Source organism: Edaphobacter acidisoli, assembly GCF_014642855.1.
GTDB lineage: Bacteria > Acidobacteriota > Terriglobia > Terriglobales > Acidobacteriaceae > Edaphobacter > Edaphobacter acidisoli.
In genome coordinates, this window is record NZ_BMJB01000001.1 from 2,346,363 (window position 1) to 2,364,393 (window position 18,031).

Annotated in this window: 11 protein-coding genes; 4 read left to right on the forward strand and 7 right to left on the reverse strand. The window is 57.0% G+C overall.

The features are described 5' to 3' along the window. Positions 1 to 412: 412 nt before the first annotated feature. On the forward strand, positions 413 to 4,006 hold the full coding sequence (locus IEX36_RS09400) for a TonB-dependent receptor (RefSeq protein ID WP_188759075.1): 3,594 nt from the start codon (positions 413 to 415) through the stop codon (positions 4,004 to 4,006). 67 nt (positions 4,007 to 4,073) lie between these two features. Here the strand turns inward: IEX36_RS09400 and IEX36_RS09405 are convergent, their stop codons facing one another. Then, positions 4,074 to 4,964: a winged helix-turn-helix domain-containing protein gene (locus IEX36_RS09405; RefSeq protein ID WP_188759076.1), complete on the reverse strand. Its 891-nt coding sequence runs from the start codon at positions 4,962 to 4,964 to the stop codon at positions 4,074 to 4,076. A gap of 351 nt (positions 4,965 to 5,315) precedes the next feature. On the opposite strand from IEX36_RS09405, the gene IEX36_RS09410 reads away from it, so the two are divergent. The 3 genes from IEX36_RS09410 to IEX36_RS09420 all read left to right on the forward strand — a co-directional run bounded on the left by IEX36_RS09410 (position 5,316) and on the right by IEX36_RS09420 (position 7,091). Further along, a complete protein-coding gene (locus IEX36_RS09410) occupies positions 5,316 to 5,948 on the forward strand; it encodes an SRPBCC family protein (protein ID WP_188759077.1) in 633 nt (210 codons plus the stop codon). 145 nt (positions 5,949 to 6,093) lie between these two features. Further along, a complete protein-coding gene (locus IEX36_RS09415) occupies positions 6,094 to 6,687 on the forward strand; it encodes a CDP-alcohol phosphatidyltransferase family protein (RefSeq protein ID WP_229668839.1) in 594 nt (197 codons plus the stop codon). Then, positions 6,684 to 7,091 carry a GtrA family protein gene (locus IEX36_RS09420; RefSeq protein WP_188759079.1) on the forward strand — a complete coding sequence of 136 codons (408 nt, stop codon included), beginning with the start codon at positions 6,684 to 6,686 and terminating at the stop codon, positions 7,089 to 7,091. The genes IEX36_RS09415 and IEX36_RS09420 overlap by 4 nt, the downstream gene beginning before the upstream one ends. Positions 7,092 to 7,117: 26 nt before the next feature. On the opposite strand, the gene IEX36_RS09425 is transcribed toward IEX36_RS09420, so the two are convergent. The 6 genes from IEX36_RS09425 to IEX36_RS09450 all read right to left on the reverse strand — a co-directional run bounded on the left by IEX36_RS09425 (position 7,118) and on the right by IEX36_RS09450 (position 17,857). Next, entirely contained in the window at positions 7,118 to 10,693 is a 3,576-nt protein-coding gene (locus IEX36_RS09425) for a TonB-dependent receptor domain-containing protein (RefSeq protein WP_188759080.1), read from the reverse strand. A gap of 258 nt (positions 10,694 to 10,951) precedes the next feature. Beyond that, entirely contained in the window at positions 10,952 to 11,956 is a 1,005-nt protein-coding gene (locus tag IEX36_RS09430; RefSeq protein WP_188759081.1) for a LacI family DNA-binding transcriptional regulator, read from the reverse strand. 144 nt (positions 11,957 to 12,100) lie between these two features. Next, positions 12,101 to 14,485, reverse strand: a complete 2,385-nt coding sequence (locus IEX36_RS09435) for an aldehyde dehydrogenase family protein (protein ID WP_229668840.1) — start codon at positions 14,483 to 14,485, stop codon at positions 12,101 to 12,103. Between the two features lie 11 nt (positions 14,486 to 14,496). Continuing rightward, positions 14,497 to 15,504 carry a deoxyribose-phosphate aldolase gene (gene deoC, locus IEX36_RS09440; protein WP_188759082.1) on the reverse strand — a complete coding sequence of 336 codons (1,008 nt, stop codon included), beginning with the start codon at positions 15,502 to 15,504 and terminating at the stop codon, positions 14,497 to 14,499. A 43-nt stretch (positions 15,505 to 15,547) separates the two neighbouring features. Further along, the gene (gene rbsK, locus IEX36_RS09445; RefSeq protein ID WP_188759083.1) at positions 15,548 to 16,474 is read right to left on the reverse strand and encodes a ribokinase; all 927 of its coding nucleotides are present in this window, start codon (positions 16,472 to 16,474) and stop codon (positions 15,548 to 15,550) included. Between the two features lie 90 nt (positions 16,475 to 16,564). Then, complete coding sequence (locus IEX36_RS09450) at positions 16,565 to 17,857, reverse strand: mandelate racemase/muconate lactonizing enzyme family protein (protein ID WP_188759084.1); 1,293 nt, start codon at positions 17,855 to 17,857, stop codon at positions 16,565 to 16,567. Positions 17,858 to 18,031: the final 174 nt, after the last annotated feature.

Below are 18,031 nucleotides of genomic sequence, written 5' to 3' on the forward strand. Positions count from 1 at the left end.
GACTTCCGTCTTCCTGAGTGTTAGAACCGGCTCTAGAAGCACCTTTTGCCAATCACAGGGCTGTAAGGGCAGACCCGACTATTCGGTTAAAGGCTTCTCCATCCCTGGGTGGAGAAAAACATCATCAGATGATGAAAATCTCTTGACAATGCCTTCTCCCATCTGACAACCTGCCTGTGGTCGCAGTTAGACCGTTTTAGCCCCATCAAGTCAACGGTTACTTGCATCAGGTTGATTTGACTGCTTTTAGGGGCTGAAGTCCTATCTTTAGCAAGAAACCGTATCACTCAACAGGCCAGTTACCCGGAGTGAAGATTGTTCCGGCAAATAGAAACTCTCAAAGATGTAACCGCTTACCATTGGGCACCATTTGTAACCGCTTACGTGTAAACGATTACCGAAAGGACCAGAAATGCCACAACTCCGAAACAATAAGACACTCAAACATCTCGGCGTGCTGCTGATCGCCGTTCTGATGTTCGGAGTGCTCACCCGTCACGCTTTGGCGCAAGCTGACCAGGGCGCGATTACAGGGTTCGTTACGGACCCGACGGGCGCAGTCATTCCTAACGCACAAGTCACTCTCACCAACGTAGATACCGCTCTTACACTAACAACCAAAACGGACAACAGCGGAAACTATGTATTTTCGCCGATCAAGATCGGCAACTACAAGGTTGCCGTCTCTGCTCCGGGGTTCTCCACGACTACGCAGGAGAACATCCAGGTCCACGTACAGGACCGGGTTGCGGTAAATGTACAACTCAAGGCCGGTGAAACCAGCACATCCATAACCGTGACGGACGCTCCTCCTCTGCTGCAGACGCAGGAAGGCTCGACCGGGCAGGTGATCTCAGCTAAGGCAATCAACGATACTCCGCTGAACGGACGCAACTGGGTGTTTATTGCTCAGCTCACGGCCGGCGCGGCGCCGTCCAACGGTGCACGCGGCCAGAAGGGCGGCGACTTTGATGCCAACGGTCAGCGCGCCGAGCAGAACAACTACATCATGGACGGCGTGGACAACAACGTGAACGTCGTGGACTTCTTCAACGGCGCCAGCTACGTTGTGCGGCCTCCACCGGATGCGCTCGCAGAGTTCAAGGTGCAGACCGGCGACTACAGCGCCGAGTTCGGCCACTCTGCCGGCGCGGTCATCAACGCCAGCATCAAGTCAGGCACGAACAACATTCACGGCAGTGCGTGGGAGTATATCCGGAACGATGCTTTTGACGTCCGCGAGTTCTTCCAGGGCAACTCGCCTATTGCGAAGTATCGCCAGAACCAGTTCGGCGCTACACTCGGCTTCCCCATCATCAAGAACAAGCTCTTCTTCTTTGGTGACACGGAGGCTAACCGCATCGTCTTCGGTGAGACGCACTCTGGCCTCGCTGTCCCAACTGCGAAGATGCGCACCGGCGACTTCAGCGAGCTGCTGAACACAGGTCTGACTGGGGCGACCACTCCAATCCAGCTCTACGTTCCCAACCCAACGGCCAACGGAACCACGCCTGTTGCTGGCAATCGTCTTGATCAGCAATCGGGTGTGACGCTCGATCCGGTCGCGCTGAAGATACTGAGCCTGTTCCCTTCCCCCAATCAGGGCATTACAGGGCAGACTTACTCCAACTACACGGACCAGACCACCTCAACCGACAACACGTTCCAGTGGGACACGCGTATGGACTGGAACATCAGCACGCGCGACCAGGCATTCGGACGGTATAGTTACAATCACGAACCTGCCAACCACCCTGCACCGTTTGGCCCCCTGCTTGACGGTGGTGGCTTCGGCGATACCGGAGCGGTTGTTCAACTTGGCGAGAACTTTGCCGGTAGCGAAACGCATGAGTTCTCCGAGACGCTGACCAACGAATTCCGCTTCGGTTACAACTACGGTCACTACACCGGACTGCAGAACAACGCTAACAATCCAAATGCTGCTACGAGCCTTGGACTTGGCGGCATTCCGTATGCGCCGAACAACGGTGGTCTGCCTGCGTTCAGTGTGTCAGGGATGTCGGGCTTCGGCTCGCCGACGTTCTATGCCACGAACGAGTATGAGAATGTGTACCAGATCCTCGATAACCTGACCAAGGTCATCGGCAACCATACTCTGAAGGGCGGAGTGAATATTCAGCGCATTCGCTTCTCCACTTCACAGCCAACACAACCGCGTGGCTCTTATACCTTCAACGGCGTCTACACCAGCAAGGGCGGAGCATCGGGAACCGGCTATGGTGTTGCCGACTTCCTGACCAACAACATGAACAATGCGGCCGTCTCCAACGTCTTCAACTCGGACGATGTTCGCTTCAACCGCTCCGTCTACTTCCAGGATGACTGGAAGGTATCCCAGAAGCTGACCTTCAACTATGGCCTTCGTTACGACTACTCCACGCCGTATCTGGAGCGCCATGACAACCAGGCTGCCTTTATTCCTACCAGCCCAGCCACTCAAGGTAAGAGTACCGGCCTTTACCTGATTCCGAAGAGCAAGCAGGGTCTGACTCTACCGGTGGCCTTCACCAGACTGCTGGCGCTGGACAACATCACGATTCAATTCAGCAACAACCGCTATCTGGTCAATCCGCAGAAGACCAACTTCGCTCCGCGTCTTGGCTTTGCCTATCAGGCATCGGACAAGGCTGTGGTCCGCGGAGGCTTCGGCATCTTCTTCGGAGGACTGGAGAGCACGGGCTATTATCCCAACCTCGGCGAGAACTTCCCGTTTGAGTTCGATTCGGGATTTGCTGCCGGAAGCTGCACTGCCGGCGGTTCCTGCGTCAATAACGGCTTTACGCTGGAGACGGGCTTTACCAACGCCATCGAAAACGGGTTGTTGAACTCGATTCAGCAGCCTGCACTGCGAGGCAGCGAGGCCAATGTTCGTACTCCTTATAGCGAGCAGTTCAACCTCGCCGCGGAGTATGGCTTCAGCAACTCACTCGTTGGATCTGTCGCCTATGTAGGTTCAGTCTCGCGCCACCTGCAGTCGTTCCCCAATCCGAATGCTCAGGTTGCTCTTGCACCGCATAACTTCAGCGGATATGTCGATGCTGCTGGAGACAAGATCAACCCGCTGCAACCCTACCCGCACTTCGGAGGCATATCGTTCACGGCCTACGATGGTGTATCCAACTACAACTCGCTGCAGAGCAAGATCCAGAAGCGTCTGACCAACGGCCTGAGCTTCCTGGCGACGTATACCTGGTCGCACTCGCTGGATGACGCTCCGACGCCTCTGGGCAGCACCTCTGACTCCGGCTACCGCAACCCGCTCATCACGGGAATCGGCGCCGACTACAGCAACTCTCCTTTCGATGTGCGTCACCGCTTTACTTTGAATGGCAATTATGACCTGCCATTCGGACATGGGCGTGCGCACCTTAACTCGACAGGGCCGATGGATTACATCGTCGGAGGCTGGTCGAGCAGCTTTGTCTTCCGTGCGCAGACCGGAGAGCCAATCTCCATCGGCACGAACAACATCAATACTCCTAGTGGGTCGAGCGCGGGAGCAGTCCGCACCGGCAATGTGTATAGCGGTGGCGGCACGGCTAACTCAACCAACCCAGGTATCAACTGCCCGGCAAATGTTCGGACTGTGAATAACTGGTATAACCCCTGTGCATTCTCGAACCCTGAAGCAGACAACCTAACCTACACCACACAGAAGTACTCCGACTCTCCGACTGGGCAGTTGATTCCCAACACAGTCGCGGGCTCGGCAGCACTTCCGTACCTCGGCAGTCCGCGTGGACAGATTTATGGCCCTGGCTATTTCCGCATCGACGGGTCGGTGTTCAAATCGTTCCCAACTTTCCGCGAACAGTATCTTCAGTTCCGGGCGGACGTCTTCAACCTACTCAACACCCCGGCCTATGGCGATCCCAGCACCACTGGTATCTCTAGCACCGGCGGTCTAATTACCGGAGCGCGCTCCTTCCAGAGCTACACTCCGGACTCACGCTTCTTCCAGTTCTCTCTGAAGTATGAGTTCTAACTAACCCTTAACCGAAGGGCAGGCGCTTCTATAGCGTCTGCCCTTTCGCTTTTAAGCTGCGGCTTCATTAGAGATTGCTGGTGTGGCTTCTGCCGTCACCCATCAGGATGAGTGATCGCTGCGCGAATGGCGCGTAGACCAGAAGCGCCATGCATGCCAGCGCCAATCCGTAGTTGATGTGGTGAAGCAGTAGAAATGGCGAGAGGGCCCAGAGGATGTCTAGCGGTAAGAGAAGCCACCATAACTTCTTGAACTTCTCCCACAGCCGAGGGGCGCGAAAGAGCACGGCACAAAGAAGAAATGCGCGGACGGGGATCAACAGCACTGATGTCACGATGATTGCGAGGAATATCTCTGTAGCGGAGGCGAGCGGGGAGAGAAGTTCGTTAATCTCGGCCAGATTGGCTAATGCTCCAATATAAAAACCGAGATACATGAGCTGAAGCAGGATAAAGAGCGTCTGAGCAACTGGATGCGAAGTCTTTGGCAGGTCTTCGGGAGTAGCCAACAAGCGGTCGAAGATTCCGCTCACAGATCCCATCTGTGTAGATAATGCTTCCTCGGTCTTCTGATCTGTAGCGGTCGAAGAATCTTGCTCTGAGGCAATTCTTTCGGCAAGCACGATTCTCTCGACAGGCGCGACAAAGCGATATCCTCGACGGGCCTGTGTCTCGATGAACCTGGGATTGCTAGCCTTGTCTCCGAGCGCCTCGCGGAGGCGATTGATCGCGGAGTTGACGCCGTGCTCGTAGTCGACGAACGTGCCTTCGGGCCATAGCTCGCGGGATATCTCTTCGCGCGTAAGGGTTTCGCCTGGGCGTTCGAGCAGCATGAAGAGCAACTGGAAGGGCTGAGCGTGGAGCTTGATTCGGATGCCCTTGCGACGCAGCTCACCTGTAGATGAGTCTGCCTCGAAGACTCCGAAGCGATAGCGTTTGGCCGGCTGTGTGTCCGCCATGTCTGCTCAGTGTACCGGAAGTGAGCGAGGATTCAAGACAGGGCTGCTTGCGAGGAATCTCCCGAAGCCTTGTGTTTGGAATCTGTTGCACCGTGAGGAACACTTTTCCTTGCGTGATGTCTCCAGCATTGCTTTCGCCTCGTCAAAGAAGGCACGATGCTGTACATGAAGAGACGATTCAAGGTGTTCGGCCGAACGATTGCTGCAAGTTTCTTTCTGATGCTCTTGCTTCTGGCCCCGTGCAGACTGATTGCAGAGGCACCAACGCCTGGGGCAATTGTTGCTTACAACGCTTACTGCGCAAAGGTTGAGGCGCGGCTCGCGCATCAACACCAGTCCGCGGAGGGCTTTTTGGCAACGTCATCAAGCCCCGAGGATGCGAATGCGCGCCTTCGCAGGGGAGAGCTCATCATCGAGCAACTCAGTCCCGCGGATGCCGAGCGCTCGGGTGCGCTGCTACACCATTGGCGCGCCACTGCTTTTGCTCCTGGAGCCAAGGCTTCGGACTTTGTTCGGCTGATGCAAGATCTCGATTCCTACCCACGGTATTTCTCTCCGCAGGTTGTCGAAGCTAAAGTGCTTTCACGAAACGGAGACCACATGCAGGTATGGATGCGTGTGCGTCAGAAGCATGTCATCACCGTGGTAATGGATAGCTCCTACGAGGTCTCCTTCGGGCGGCTCGACGCGCAGCATGGTTATAGCAACTCGCGCAGCATGCAGATCTCTGAGATTGAATCGCCAGGTACAAGCTCTGAGCGCAGTCTCGGTCCCGGTGAGAGTCACGGATTTTTGTGGCGGCAAAACACTTATTGGAGCTACGAGGAGCGCGATGGCGGGCTTTATCTCCAGGTCGAATCTGTCTCGCTCACGAGATCGATTCCGCTTGGGCTCGATTGGGTTATAGGCCCGTATGTAAAGAGCGTTCCGCGTGAGTCGCTGGAGTTTACGCTGCGCTCAGTCTGCAGCGCGATTGGCCATTAGTCACGATATCCGCAGGTTATTAGAAAAGGACGCGATGAACACTCAAACCATGCCAACTTCCACACAGGGGAAAACGTCATTCACATCGGCTCATCGTGTGAACCGGTCCCTGACTGCATCTATCGAGAAGCGCGCGCTTGAATGGATGGCTGAGCGCGCTCCACGCTGGGTCACATCGGATCGACTTACGGTGCTTGGCTTCAGTGCGCAATTTGCTGCGGGCATGAGCTACGCTTTGTCCCGCTATGACCGCCGCTTTCTTTTGTTGGCGATTACGTGCGTCGCACTCAACTGGCTTGGAGACAGTATGGACGGCACACTTGCGCGTGTTCGCCACCAGCAGCGTCCACGCTATGGGTTCTATGTGGACCACATCGTGGACATTCTTGGGGCTACAGCTCTCATGTGCGGACTAGGGCTCTCCGGTTTTGTGCATTGGCAGATTGCAATTGCGATACTGGTGGGATTTCTGCTACTTGCAGGCGAGAGCTATCTGGCTACCTATACACTGTCGCGCTTTGAGTTGTCGCAGGGGATTTTTGGCCCCACTGAGATCCGCATTCTGCTCATCATCGGCACACTGGCGCTGGTACGCAGTCCTTACGCAACTATCTTTGGGCACCGGATGATGCTCTTCGATGTCGGAGGAACTATTGCCGCTGCTTGCATGTTTCTAACCACCGTTGTTCTTGCGGTGAAACATACGGTGCAACTCTACCGAGAAGAGCCGTTGGCATGAACGCTTTTCTTCGGTGGGTCAAATTTAATCTGGTTGGAGCGATGGGAATGGCGTTGCAGCTCGCCTCACTCGCCCTCTTCAACCACCTGAGCGATGGACGTTATCTTCTGGCTTCAGCTGTAGCTGTTGAGCTGACTCTGCTTCATAACTTTGTCTGGCACTTGCACTTCACCTGGCGGGATCGTAGTGGCAGCGCTTCGTGGATTTCTCAACTTGTTCGATTTCATCTCTCGAATGGATTGGTCTCGATGCTGGGAAACCTTGTTCTGATGCGCTTGTTTATTCAGCAGGAACATCTTCCGCTGCTTGTCGCAAATGTCATTGCCATCATCTGCTGTTCGATTGCAAACTTTTGCCTCAGCAATCATTGGGTGTTTGCGGGCCTGCGCCAAGAAACGGCATAGGCGCCGGCCCGCGAGAACAGCTTCAGCTAAAACTGAACCTTCGCTGCGAATTGGAGAATTCTCTGAGTACTGGCAGTCCCTGTAATCTGACCGAATGTTGATTGCGTCGTGACAGTGGCTGCTGGATTGCCCAGTACCGGATGGTTGAATACATTGAAGGCTTCGACGTCCAATTTCAGGGCTACCCCTTCTCGGATCGGAAACAGCCGGTGAACCGACGTATCCATGTTCCAGAGATTTTGGCCGTGCAGGAAGTTGCGCGGGGAATTTCCCAGCGTACCAATCGCCGGCGTCGCAAAGGCGCACGGATTGAACCACTGGGTAGTGGTATGGATCGACCCCGAGGGCGGCGTGCAGGATGGGTTTGCTGCGATCGGTCCAGTCTGGTACGGATTACCGACCAGGTTTGCTCGCTCATACGTGCTCGCATTGCCCGTATTTGCGATATCTCCACCCGCCATGACGTTGAAGTTTTGCCCCGTTCGTGCGGTAAATATGCCGTTCACTTGCCAGTTGCCGACGATATAGTCCACCAGATGATTGCCGGTGGAGAACTGCTTACCGGTGCCAAAGGGAAGCTCGTAAAGGAAGTTTGCCGAGAACATCTGAGGAATGCTGAAGCTGGCCGGGCCACGGCTGCCTCGCGGATTATATGGATCTTCCGGGACGCCACCTTCAACTCCAAAGTAGCCGTCGCCTCCTTCATCGAGCGTCTTGCTCCACGTATAGGAGAGGGTGTAGCCGAAGCCGGAGCTGAATTGGTGCACCAGCGATGCCTGTAGAGCGTTATACGACGCGCTGGCCGCACTGTGGTCCCATGACTTTTCCGGAACCGTATAGGGGAAGGGCTGACCGGTAGTTCCTGCCGGCCGCGTCGCAAACGACTGTGCAACGGCTGGAGTGCCGGTGTTGTAGTAGCCGCCAACATCCATGCGGTGCGATGCAGAACCTACATAATTCATCGAGAGGATCGTATGACCGCCAAACTGCTGCTCTACGCCGAGGTTGTACTGCTCCGAGTAGGGGTTCTTCCAGAGCGGATCGACCATGTAATTCACATTCGACGAACTGAACGGCGTCGCCGAAGGAAGATTGCCTCCATTGTCGGCAAAAGGATCCTGCGCCGATGTGTATGGCGTACCCGGTGTATTGGTGTTGTTGATCTGCAACGTACCCGTATCCGGCCACGACCCTTGGTAGTTCTGCGTCATCTGGATGATGGCCGCCCAGTTGTCGTAGGTCATGCCGAAGCCGCCTCGAACTGACATCTTGTCGTTCACGCGATACGCAAAGCCGAAGCGTGGACTGATATTGTCCTTGCTCCCGTGCAGTATCTTGCCGCCTAAGGCGACCCGCACATGCGCTGGAAGAGTGCTCGAAGGCAGGCAGGGAGCGTGTTGACGCACGCTGCAAAGAGGAGGCAACTGCTGGACGATGTAGTCGCCTGTGTTGAAGTCGAAGTCTCCGGTTTCAATGCTGCCCTGCAATCCAACCGACGCCTGAGTTCCATATGCGGGAATGACGCTGCGGTCATAGCGCAAGCCGTAATTCACGGTCAGGTTACGAGTCATCTTCCAGCTGTCCTGCACATAGGCACTGCCGATACCACCGGGACGCTCCGTCAGCAGAACGTTGCGCTTGTTCTCGTTGTTCGGATAATCGAGCAGAAAGTCCGCCAGGCCAAAACCGGATTGCGCGCTGATCTGCGCGGTAGTCATTCCCGCTGGAGAATCCGGGTTCTTGGCAAAGTTAGCGGTCGAGGCTCCGGTAAACGTCACCTGCCCCTGGCGCAGCTCGGCAGTATAGTTCACCTCGTCCCACGCGCCGCCCACCTGGAACTGATGGTTCCCCAGGGTCTTCATGAGACTGCCCGACCATTCATGAATGCTCGATAGGTTCGATGTCGGACTGTTAACCTCACCGCCACCGAAACCGCCCGTCACCGACTGAGTAACCAGCACCGTTGCTCCCCCTACAAACGAGTTGCACATATCGGCGGAGCATCCATACGTCTGCCATAGCTTGTGGTTGTTGAACTGGGTGATGACATCGTCTTCAACGTGTGTTTTGCCGTACTGCACCTGCATACTCATCGTTGGACTGAAGACGTGCATCCAGCTTGCTCCATACTGCTGCGCGGGAATCTGCGTCGAAGAAAACAGGGTTGGAAGTGTGCTGGGCGCGGTCTGATACCACTGGATCGCCGCATAGCGGAAAAAGATGAAGTCCTTCGAGCCAATGTGCTGGTCAATCCGGCCCGTATAGTTGTATGTCTCCTGCCTCGTCGGGCTTGTGATCTGGTAGTTATCCGTCGTCGGAGCAATTCCTGGAATGACAATCGGAGTGAGGCCACCAAATACAGCGTTGACAAAGGCCAGCGAGTACGGATTCATCTCGGACAGGGGTATCTGATTGCCTGCGTACCCCGGACGGGCTGGTGTCGCTGCATTGTTGGCAATGGTTGGGTCATAGAGCTGGCACGGGTAGGATTCCACCTTGGTGTCACCGGCAACGCAAGTCCCGCTCTTGGTCACACCGGTCTGCGCGCTGCTGAAGTCGCCATTGAGCTGGGCCGGCGTAGGAATCAAAATTTTGGTTGATCCGGCCTTGGAGTAATGCGACCCCTCGAAACCAACCTCAAAGAATGTTTTATCCCTACCGTCGTAGAGCCGTGGAAGCATCACAGGGCCACCCGCCTGCGCACCAAACATGTTCAGGTGATACGCCGGTGGCGAGGAGAAAAATGGTTGCGCATCGAAGCTATTGCTGCGCAGGAAGTCCCACGCAGATCCATGCAGGTTGTTTGTTCCCGATTTCGTGACAAGGTTTACAACCCCGCCCAGCGAGCCACCATACTCCGAGTCGTTGTGCGAGTTGATTTTGAACTCCTGCACGGTGTCGATGATTGGCGGGACGGCGTACGTGTTGTACCAGGCCGAGTTGTCGTTCATGCCATCCACCAGATAGATCGTGGACCGGTTACCCGCTCCGTTGATGGAAGGAAATGAGTAACTACTGGAGGCAACGACTGCAGTATTGCTCGCACTGCCGTTCTGTCCTGTGCTGATCGGAGTTACGCCTGGCGTCAGGGTGAGGAGCTGCGTAAAGTTGCGGCCATTCAGGGGGAGATCGTTCACTGCCTTCTCGCCAATGACTGTACCTAATTGCGCAGTCGAACTCTCCACCTGACTGCCTACCGCCTGCACTGTGACGGTCTGGGCCACGTCGCCTACTTTGAGTGCAGCATTAATCGTCACGGCCTGTGCTACCGCTACGTCGAAGGCAGCAACCGTCTCACTCTGAAAGTTCGGCGCAGAGAATGTGAGGGTATAACGCGCAGGCGGCACGCTGGAAAAAAAATAGTCTCCGGCTCCATTCGAAACCGTCTCGCGCTCAACGTTGGTCGCTATGTTCCTCAGCACGACCTTGGCCCCGGGCACGACCTCCTGTGCTGGATCGGTTACGACACCATTAATAGAAGACGAGGAAGTTTGAGCGAAGGCTGTGACGGTCAGGCTCACCGCGCACATCAATATGAGAGTGACGATTGTCGTCGCCCTGAACTGGGCGAACTTTTTCTCTAGCGTTCGAATGGCTTGCATGGCTGGCTCCTATGATTCGCACATAAAACAAATTCATTGCAGATGGAAATCTACAAGCCGCCGAAACCTACTGTCAAGAAAATTTTTACTAATTACATATTTATTTTGCCAGCAAATACTTCGGGCAGGCAGGCAGAGGAGCCCATAACAGACTTCCCGCATATAGACGTAAATGGGGAGCCAGTTGCAGATACCGCTGCAAGCTGTTTCGACGAGTATGATTTGTGTCGAGAAAGACCGGTTCCGTTATTACGCGTTCTAGACGGACCTGACTGGCCCCGTGGACTGGCGAATGACCAGCTCGGTAGCGATCTGGTATTCAATGCCATGATCTGCGCCTTTGTGACTAGCGGCATACAAGGCAGTGAATGCACGCGAGGCAATCTCCATCCGCGGAACACGCACGGTGGTCAGGGGTGGTTGCAGATACTGGCTCAGTTCAATGTCGTCGAAGCCCACGACTGAGATATCGTCCGGCACGCGCAGCCCAGCCGCATGAATCGCGCCGATAACCCCAATCGCTGTCAGATCATTCGAAGCCAGCACTGCCGTCGGTATGGTGCTCATCTTCAGAAGCTGCGCCATCGCGGACTGGCCACCGTCAATATGATGGTTGCCCGTCTTCATATAATCCGGCCTGGGCTTGATGCCGCGATTCTTCAAGGAACGAAGAAATGCATCTTTGCGGGTCTGCGCCGAAGGCAGCGTGGGAGGACCGCTGATAAATGCAATTCGCTCATGGCCGAGCGATGCAAGGTGAGCGATAGCGTGTTCAATACCGATGTCGTAGTCGATAAAGATATTGCTGGTCATCCTGCCGACTTTGCCGGTGTCGAGAAAGACGATGGGGATACCACGCTTATTGAGAAGCTGAATCAATTGCTGATCCATCTCCGATGTCATGATGGCGACGCCGTCAACTTTGCGTTCGAGCATGCGGCGGACACAGACTTGCATACGCTGGGGTTGGTAATCCGTGTTGGCTATGAGCAGCTCCTGACCGTGCTCGACGGCGATGCGCTCGAATCCTTTGGCAATATCGGGAAAGAATGGGTTAGTAATGTCGGAGATGATGAGTCCGTACATGTGGCTTTTGCCGGAGCCGAGGGTGCGCGCGTGTGAGTTCGGGTAGTAGCCCAGGGCCTTGATGGCGCTGCGCACGCGGCGTTCGGTGTGAGTGCTGACAGGGACCGTCCCATTCACAACCCGGGACACTGTGGCGGTGGAGACTCCGGCTCGCTTGGCAACTTCTCGAATGTTCATCTACGGTAGGTGTCCGATCTCCCGAATCTACGTCCAGAGGCCGCAATGCCGATAATCTATATTATGCTCGCAGCATATTATATTGCCGAGGTACGGCTTTAGTCGCATCGATTTGATGCTTTGCCCAGGTTTAGAGCAAACCCCCTATTCTCCATATGGAACCCAGATGTTTTTGACCTGCGTGGCATGCCGCATGAAGTAGCGGCCATTGCATTGCGCGGCGTCAAACCAGTCAAGGCTGTACTTGTCGTTGGTCCAGGTCTGCTTCAGGTTGCCGATGGATGCGGCCTTGACCAGCGTTGCATCTTCCAGGCTGCGGAAGCTCCAGATGGCGTCCACGTCATCGTGCTCGGCGAGCGTCTTTGCCAGTTCAGAGGGATGTCCGGCAACGAGGTTCACGACTCCGCCCGGGAGGTCGCTGGTGTCGAAGACCTGGTAGAGGTCGGCCGTAATAGTTGCGTATTTTTCCGATGGCACCGCGACCACCGTATTGCCCGCAGCTATAGCTGGAAGCACGAGCGAGAAGAATGCAAGCAGAGGAACCTCGTCCGGGCAGATAATGCCGATGACGCCGATGGCTTCGTTCATGGCCAGGGTGACGTTGCGCATGGGAGGGTTGTGCACCTGGCCGTCGTACTTGTCGGCCCATGCCGCATATGTGAAGATGCGCTCGATGCTCTGTTCGACCTCGGCTGCGGCTTGCTTTTCGCCGACGACGCGTGCGAGCCGGGAGGCGATCTCAGCGCTGCGCTGCATGAGGTTTTCGGCGAGGTAGTAGAGCACCTGGGCTCGCGTGTGCGCGGTGGTCTTCGCCCACTTTTCAGCCTTGCGCGCTGCCTCGACTGCGTTGCGGATGTCTTTACGGTTGCCCAGTGGGGCTTCGCCGAGGAGCGCGCCGTCTTGTGCGTAGACGGGGAAGCTGTAGCCGGAGTCCGGCCTCGCCTGCTTGCCGCCGATGTACTGCTTCACCGTGCGGTCGATGGAACCGGGGTTCTGGCCATTTTGCGCTATGTGCTGTGCGGGTGCAGTCGTGGAACTGCTCTTCGGCTTTTCCGTGAGCCATGCCGGTTCGAGATACTCGTACATGCCCTCGCGTCCGCCTTCGCGTCCGTAGCCGCTTTCGCGGTAACCGCCGAAGCCACAGGAGGCGTCGAAGAGGTTGGTGCTGTTGACCCAGACCACTCCCGCTTTGACCTGCGAGGCGACGTCGAGCGCGACATTGATGCTCTCGCTCCAGATGGAGGCGGCAAGACCGTAGGCGGTGTTATTGGAGAGTTCGACTGCTTCGGCCGGTGTGCGGAAGGTCATCGACGTGAGCACCGGGCCGAAGATCTCTTCCTGCGCGACCGTCGCTGTGGGCTGGACGTCGGTTAGCAGCGTTGGTGGGAAGTAGAGGCCCTTGGCGGGAAGTGCCGAAGAGGGTTGCCAGCAGGTTGCTCCTTCGGCGACGCCTTGATCGACGAGCGAGCGGATGCGCTCAAGCTGAACCGGCGCGACGATGGCTCCGATGTCTACTGATTTGTCGAGCGGCGAGCCGATGCGGAGCGTCTTCATGCGGGTGCGAATCTTCTCGTGCAGGACATCTGCGACGCGCTCCTGCACCAGCAGCCGTGAGCCAGCGCAGCAGACCTGGCCCTGGTTGAGCCAGATGCCATCGACCAGGCCTTCAACGGCGGAGTCGAGGTCAGCGTCGTCGAAGACAATGAAGGGCGACTTGCCGCCGAGTTCGAGCGAGAGTTTTTTGGCGGAGGCTGCGGTGGATTTGCGGATGATGCGGCCTACTTCAGTCGAGCCAGTAAAGGCGATCTTGTCGATGCCTTCGTGCTCTGTGATAAGCGCGCCAGTGCGGCCGTCGCCGTTGACGATGTTCAGCACGCCGGGTGGAAGGTCAATCTCCATCGCGAGCTCCGCCATCGCAAGCGCAGTGAGCGGCGTGTACTCGGCTGGCTTGATGACGACGGTGTTTCCAGCCGCGAGCGCAGGGGCGACCTTCCAGGCGAACATCAGCAGCGGGAAGTTCCACGGGATGATTTGCCCAACGACGCCGCAGGGCTTGTAGCCGCGGAACTCGCTCTCTAACAACTGCGCCCAGCCGGCATGATGGTAGAAGTGGCGGGCGACGAGCGGGATGTCGAGATCGCGGCTTTCGCGGATGGTCTTGCCGTTGTCGATGGTCTCGAGCACGGCGAGGTGGCGGGAGTGCTTCTGCACCTGCCGCGCGAGCGCGTAGAGATAACGGGCGCGCTGGTGGCCGCTGAGCGCCTGCCATGCGGGAAGTGCCTTGCGCGCGGCGGCGACAGCAGCGTTTATATCAGCAGCAGTGGCCTGGGCTATATCGGCGATCTTGTCTCCGTTGGCCGGGTTGCTGGTGGTGAAGTACTCGTCTGAGGACGGCTTGCGCCACTCGCCGTTGATGAAGAGGTCGAAGCGGCGATGGTGGCCGTCGAGCCAGCGCTCCGTCTCCTTCGGGTCTTCAGGAGCAGGGCCGTAGTCCATAGCGTAGAACTCTTCGACGATAGGGTTGCTCACGATGGTCTCCTTCAGGCGATGGGGTGGCGGTAGGCGGCGGAGTAGCGTCCGGTGAGGTGGTGCTCGAGCTGGCGCTCGATGTCGGCCAGCATGCTGCTGGCACCGAAGCGGAAGAGGCTGGGTTCAAGCCAGGGTCGACCTAGCTCGTCCTTCATGACATACAGCCAGGTGAGCGCCTGCTTAGCGGTCTTGATGCCGCCAGCCGGCTTGAAGCCGACGGCGTAGCCGGTGCGCTCGGCGTACTCGCGGATGGCGCGGACCATCACGAGCGAAACAGGGATTGTGGCGTTGACAGCTTCTTTACCGGTCGAGGTCTTGATAAAGTCTGCCCCTGCCATCATGGCAACCATACTGGCGCGGGCAACGTTGCGGAGCGTGAGGAGATCGCCGGTGCCGAGGATGGCTTTCATGTGCGCGGGGCCGCAGGCTTCCTTGAAGGCGGCGACTTCGTCGTAGAGCGCCTGCCATTCGCCATTGAAGACATGTGAGCGAGTGATGACGATGTCTATCTCATGTGCTCCAGCTTCGACGGAGCGGCGAATCTCGGCGACGCGCTGTTCGAGAGGCGAGAGGCCTGCGGGGAATCCAGTCGAGACGGCGGCGACGGGGATGTTCGTTCCTTCAAGAGCCTTAACTGCTGTTTCGACGAAGGCGTGGTAAACGCAGACGGCTCCTGTGGTGAGGTGGAGGTCTTCGATGCCGAGCCCTTTGACGAGGTGCTGCTGGAGCGGGTGGCGGGCCTTGGCGCAGAGGCGCTTGACGCGCTCGACGCTGTCGTCGCCGCTGAGGGTGGTCAGATCCATGCAGGCGATGGCGCGGAGGAGCCAGGCGGCTTGCCACTGCTTCTTGACCGAGCGGCGGGTGTCGATGGTGGAGGCGCGGCGCTCGACGGCACTAGTGTTGACGCGGACCTCTTCGATCCAGTCGAGGTTGAGCGGGATGCAGCGATTGGGCTCGAGCGGGTGACCGTTGAGCTCGACTGCCGGAGCGGCGTGTTGTTCTTGTTGCCTGATAGCCATGGGCTTCACCGTGAACATGATAGTGCGTGCGGGCCCACTACCGCTATCGACGCTGGAGCAGCGCGTCTACCTCGGTGCGATATGGCATTGATGGTGCTGTGCCAGGCCGGGTGACGGAGATGGCTGCTACGGCACAGCCGAATTGGGTTGCTTCGACTATCCCCTTCCCTTCTGCCAGTGCTACAGCGAAGGCTCCGTTGAAAGCGTCGCCTGCGCCGGTTGTTTCGACGACCAGGCCTGCATCGAAGGCGGGTACATGCTGGCTGACGGTTGCGTTTTTGACGAACGCTCCCTGCGAGCCAAGGGTGATGATGACGTTATGCGCGCCTCGGTCAAGCAGCGCGTCTGCCGCTTGCTCGGCTTCGGCAATAGACGCGACTCGGATACCGGTGAGTTTTTCCGCTTCGGTTTCGTTGGGCGTGAGGTAGTCGCAGTACTGGAAGAGGGTTTCGGGCAGCGTGCAGGCTGGCGCGGGATTGAGCACAGTGGCGACGCCGAGGGTGTGTGCAAGACGAATGCCGTGCTCAACAGTTGGCAGCGAAAGTTCGAGTTGCGCTATGAAGACGGCGGCGTTTGCGATGAGAGACCGCGCCTGATCTACCTCGTCTGGCGTGAGTTCGTAACATGCACCGGGAACGACGATGATGGCGTTCTCGCCTTTGGCCGCGTCGATGATGATCGCGGCTGCTCCGGTTGCAGATTCGGTCTCCAGCAGATATTGCGTGTCGATACCTTCTTCGCGGTAGGTTTTGCGGGCGAGATCGCCGAAGGGGTCGTTGCCGAGTTTGCTGATGAAGCTGACCCTTGCTCCTGCGCGTGCCGCGGCGACGGCCTGGTTGGAGCCTTTGCCGCCGGGGCCGAGCTTAAATTCGACGCCCATGTGGGTCTCTCCCCAGGCCGGCAGCTTCGTGGTGCGGAAGGCGACGTCAGCTACGTAACTTCCCATTACAACCACGTGCTTCGTGTTCATCGATCTTGAAATCTCCGCGCCACTCAGAGCCGTTCTTCAGCTTCAGACAGCATATGCTCACGGATCATAGTAGATCCTCCTCGTCTTTTTCTATGCTTTGAGGACGGTGGCTTGATTGAGGAAATCAGGGTCTATATCTACGCCGAAGCCGGGGCCAGTGGGAACGCGGATGACGCCGTTGCTGTCACTGCGCAGGGTGGATGTAGCACAGTGATAGGGCAGCTCGTTGTTGAACTCCTTGAACTCGTGGTACGGGCCGGAGTTCGGGATGGCAGTGACGAAATGCATCATGTACACGTAGCCGAGGCCGGTTGAGGAGATGTGCGGGATGCATTGCTTGCCGAAGGCGTTCGCCATGCGCGCAACCCTCATGCAGCGCACCATGCCGCCGAAATAGAACATGTCCTGCTGGACGATGGAGAGGCCGCCGTTGGCGACGAGCCAGCGGAAGTTGTGCGTGCTGGGCTCCTGCTCACCACCGGCGATGGGGATTTCGAGTGCGTCGGCTACCTGCTTTGTCTCTTCGTACCAGTCGAACGGCACCGGCTCTTCGAAGAACGCGTATTTGTACTGCTGCATGAGCTTGCCGATGCGGATGGCTTCGGCAACGTTGTAGGAGCCGTTGGCGTCGGCGGAGATGATCATCTGGTCGCCGAAGGTTTTACGCACGAGCGGAATGAGCTTCTCGCTGCGGCCCGGTGGGGTTTCGATGTGGCTCATGCGGCCGCCGAGCTTGAACTTGATTGCCTTCGCTTTGGAGATGGCGACCTCTTCCTTGAGATGCTCGATGGTCTCTTCGGCAGAGATGCCGCGCTCGCCGTTGGCCTGGTAGACAGAGATGCTGTGGTTGTAGATCTTATCGCTGATAAGCAGGCCCATGGGGAGGTTGGCCATCTTGCCGAACATGTCGAGAATGGCAAACTCGATGGTAGAGATGGGAACCCAGATGGCGAGTCCCTTGGCCTTGTAGTTGTTGTGATAGATGGTGGATTCAGTGATAAGCCATTCGAGATCGCGCGCGTCTTTGCCGATGAAGAATGGGGCGATGTGCTTGACGAAGATGGGGTAGAGCACAGACATCTGTTCGGCGTTCGAGACGGAGATGCCTTCGTGGCCGTCTTTTGAGCGAACACGGCAGAGATATTGCTTGCCGTTGACGAGCAGCTCGACGCTCTCGATGATGACGGGATCGTGAAAGAGCTCGCGCTTGAAGACGGGTTGTTTGAGGATGGCGTCGAGTTTTGCGTAGCGCTCTTCGAGCGTTCCTGGCAGACCGTGGCGTGGTGCGTTCAGGAACTGCGCATGTGCAGCGTGCGGAAGTGCTGCGATCGCCGCGCCTCCTGAGAGTGCAGTGGCAAGGAACTTGCGACGACTGGTCTTCATGGTCGGTCTTTCTCCCATCGTACTGATTTGTTTCTTTGGTGTAGTGACGAGTGAAGAGGGGAAAAAGCCGATGGATTTTTGATTTTGCGGTAACTATAAAATGCGCTTTCTGTTTTGAAGATTGAACGGACAGGTCATGTCACCTTAAGCAGGACAAAATTTACGGCACGGGTA

Excerpts from the sequence above, each read along its gene's own strand:
- IEX36_RS09400 (WP_188759075.1), top strand. The coding sequence starts at position 413 with ATGCCACAACTCCGAAACAATAAGACACTCAAACATCTCGGCGTGCTG.
- IEX36_RS09405 (WP_188759076.1), bottom strand. The coding sequence starts at position 4,964 with ATGGCGGACACACAGCCGGCCAAACGCTATCGCTTCGGAGTCTTCGAG.
- IEX36_RS09415 (WP_229668839.1), top strand. The coding sequence starts at position 6,094 with ATGGCTGAGCGCGCTCCACGCTGGGTCACATCGGATCGACTTACGGTG.
- IEX36_RS09420 (WP_188759079.1), top strand. The coding sequence starts at position 6,684 with ATGAACGCTTTTCTTCGGTGGGTCAAATTTAATCTGGTTGGAGCGATG.
- IEX36_RS09425 (WP_188759080.1), bottom strand. The coding sequence starts at position 10,693 with ATGCAAGCCATTCGAACGCTAGAGAAAAAGTTCGCCCAGTTCAGGGCG.
- IEX36_RS09430 (WP_188759081.1), bottom strand. The coding sequence starts at position 11,956 with ATGAACATTCGAGAAGTTGCCAAGCGAGCCGGAGTCTCCACCGCCACA.
- deoC (WP_188759082.1), bottom strand. The coding sequence starts at position 15,504 with ATGGCTATCAGGCAACAAGAACAACACGCCGCTCCGGCAGTCGAGCTC.
- rbsK (WP_188759083.1), bottom strand. The coding sequence starts at position 16,474 with ATGAACACGAAGCACGTGGTTGTAATGGGAAGTTACGTAGCTGACGTC.
- IEX36_RS09450 (WP_188759084.1), bottom strand. The coding sequence starts at position 17,857 with ATGAAGACCAGTCGTCGCAAGTTCCTTGCCACTGCACTCTCAGGAGGC.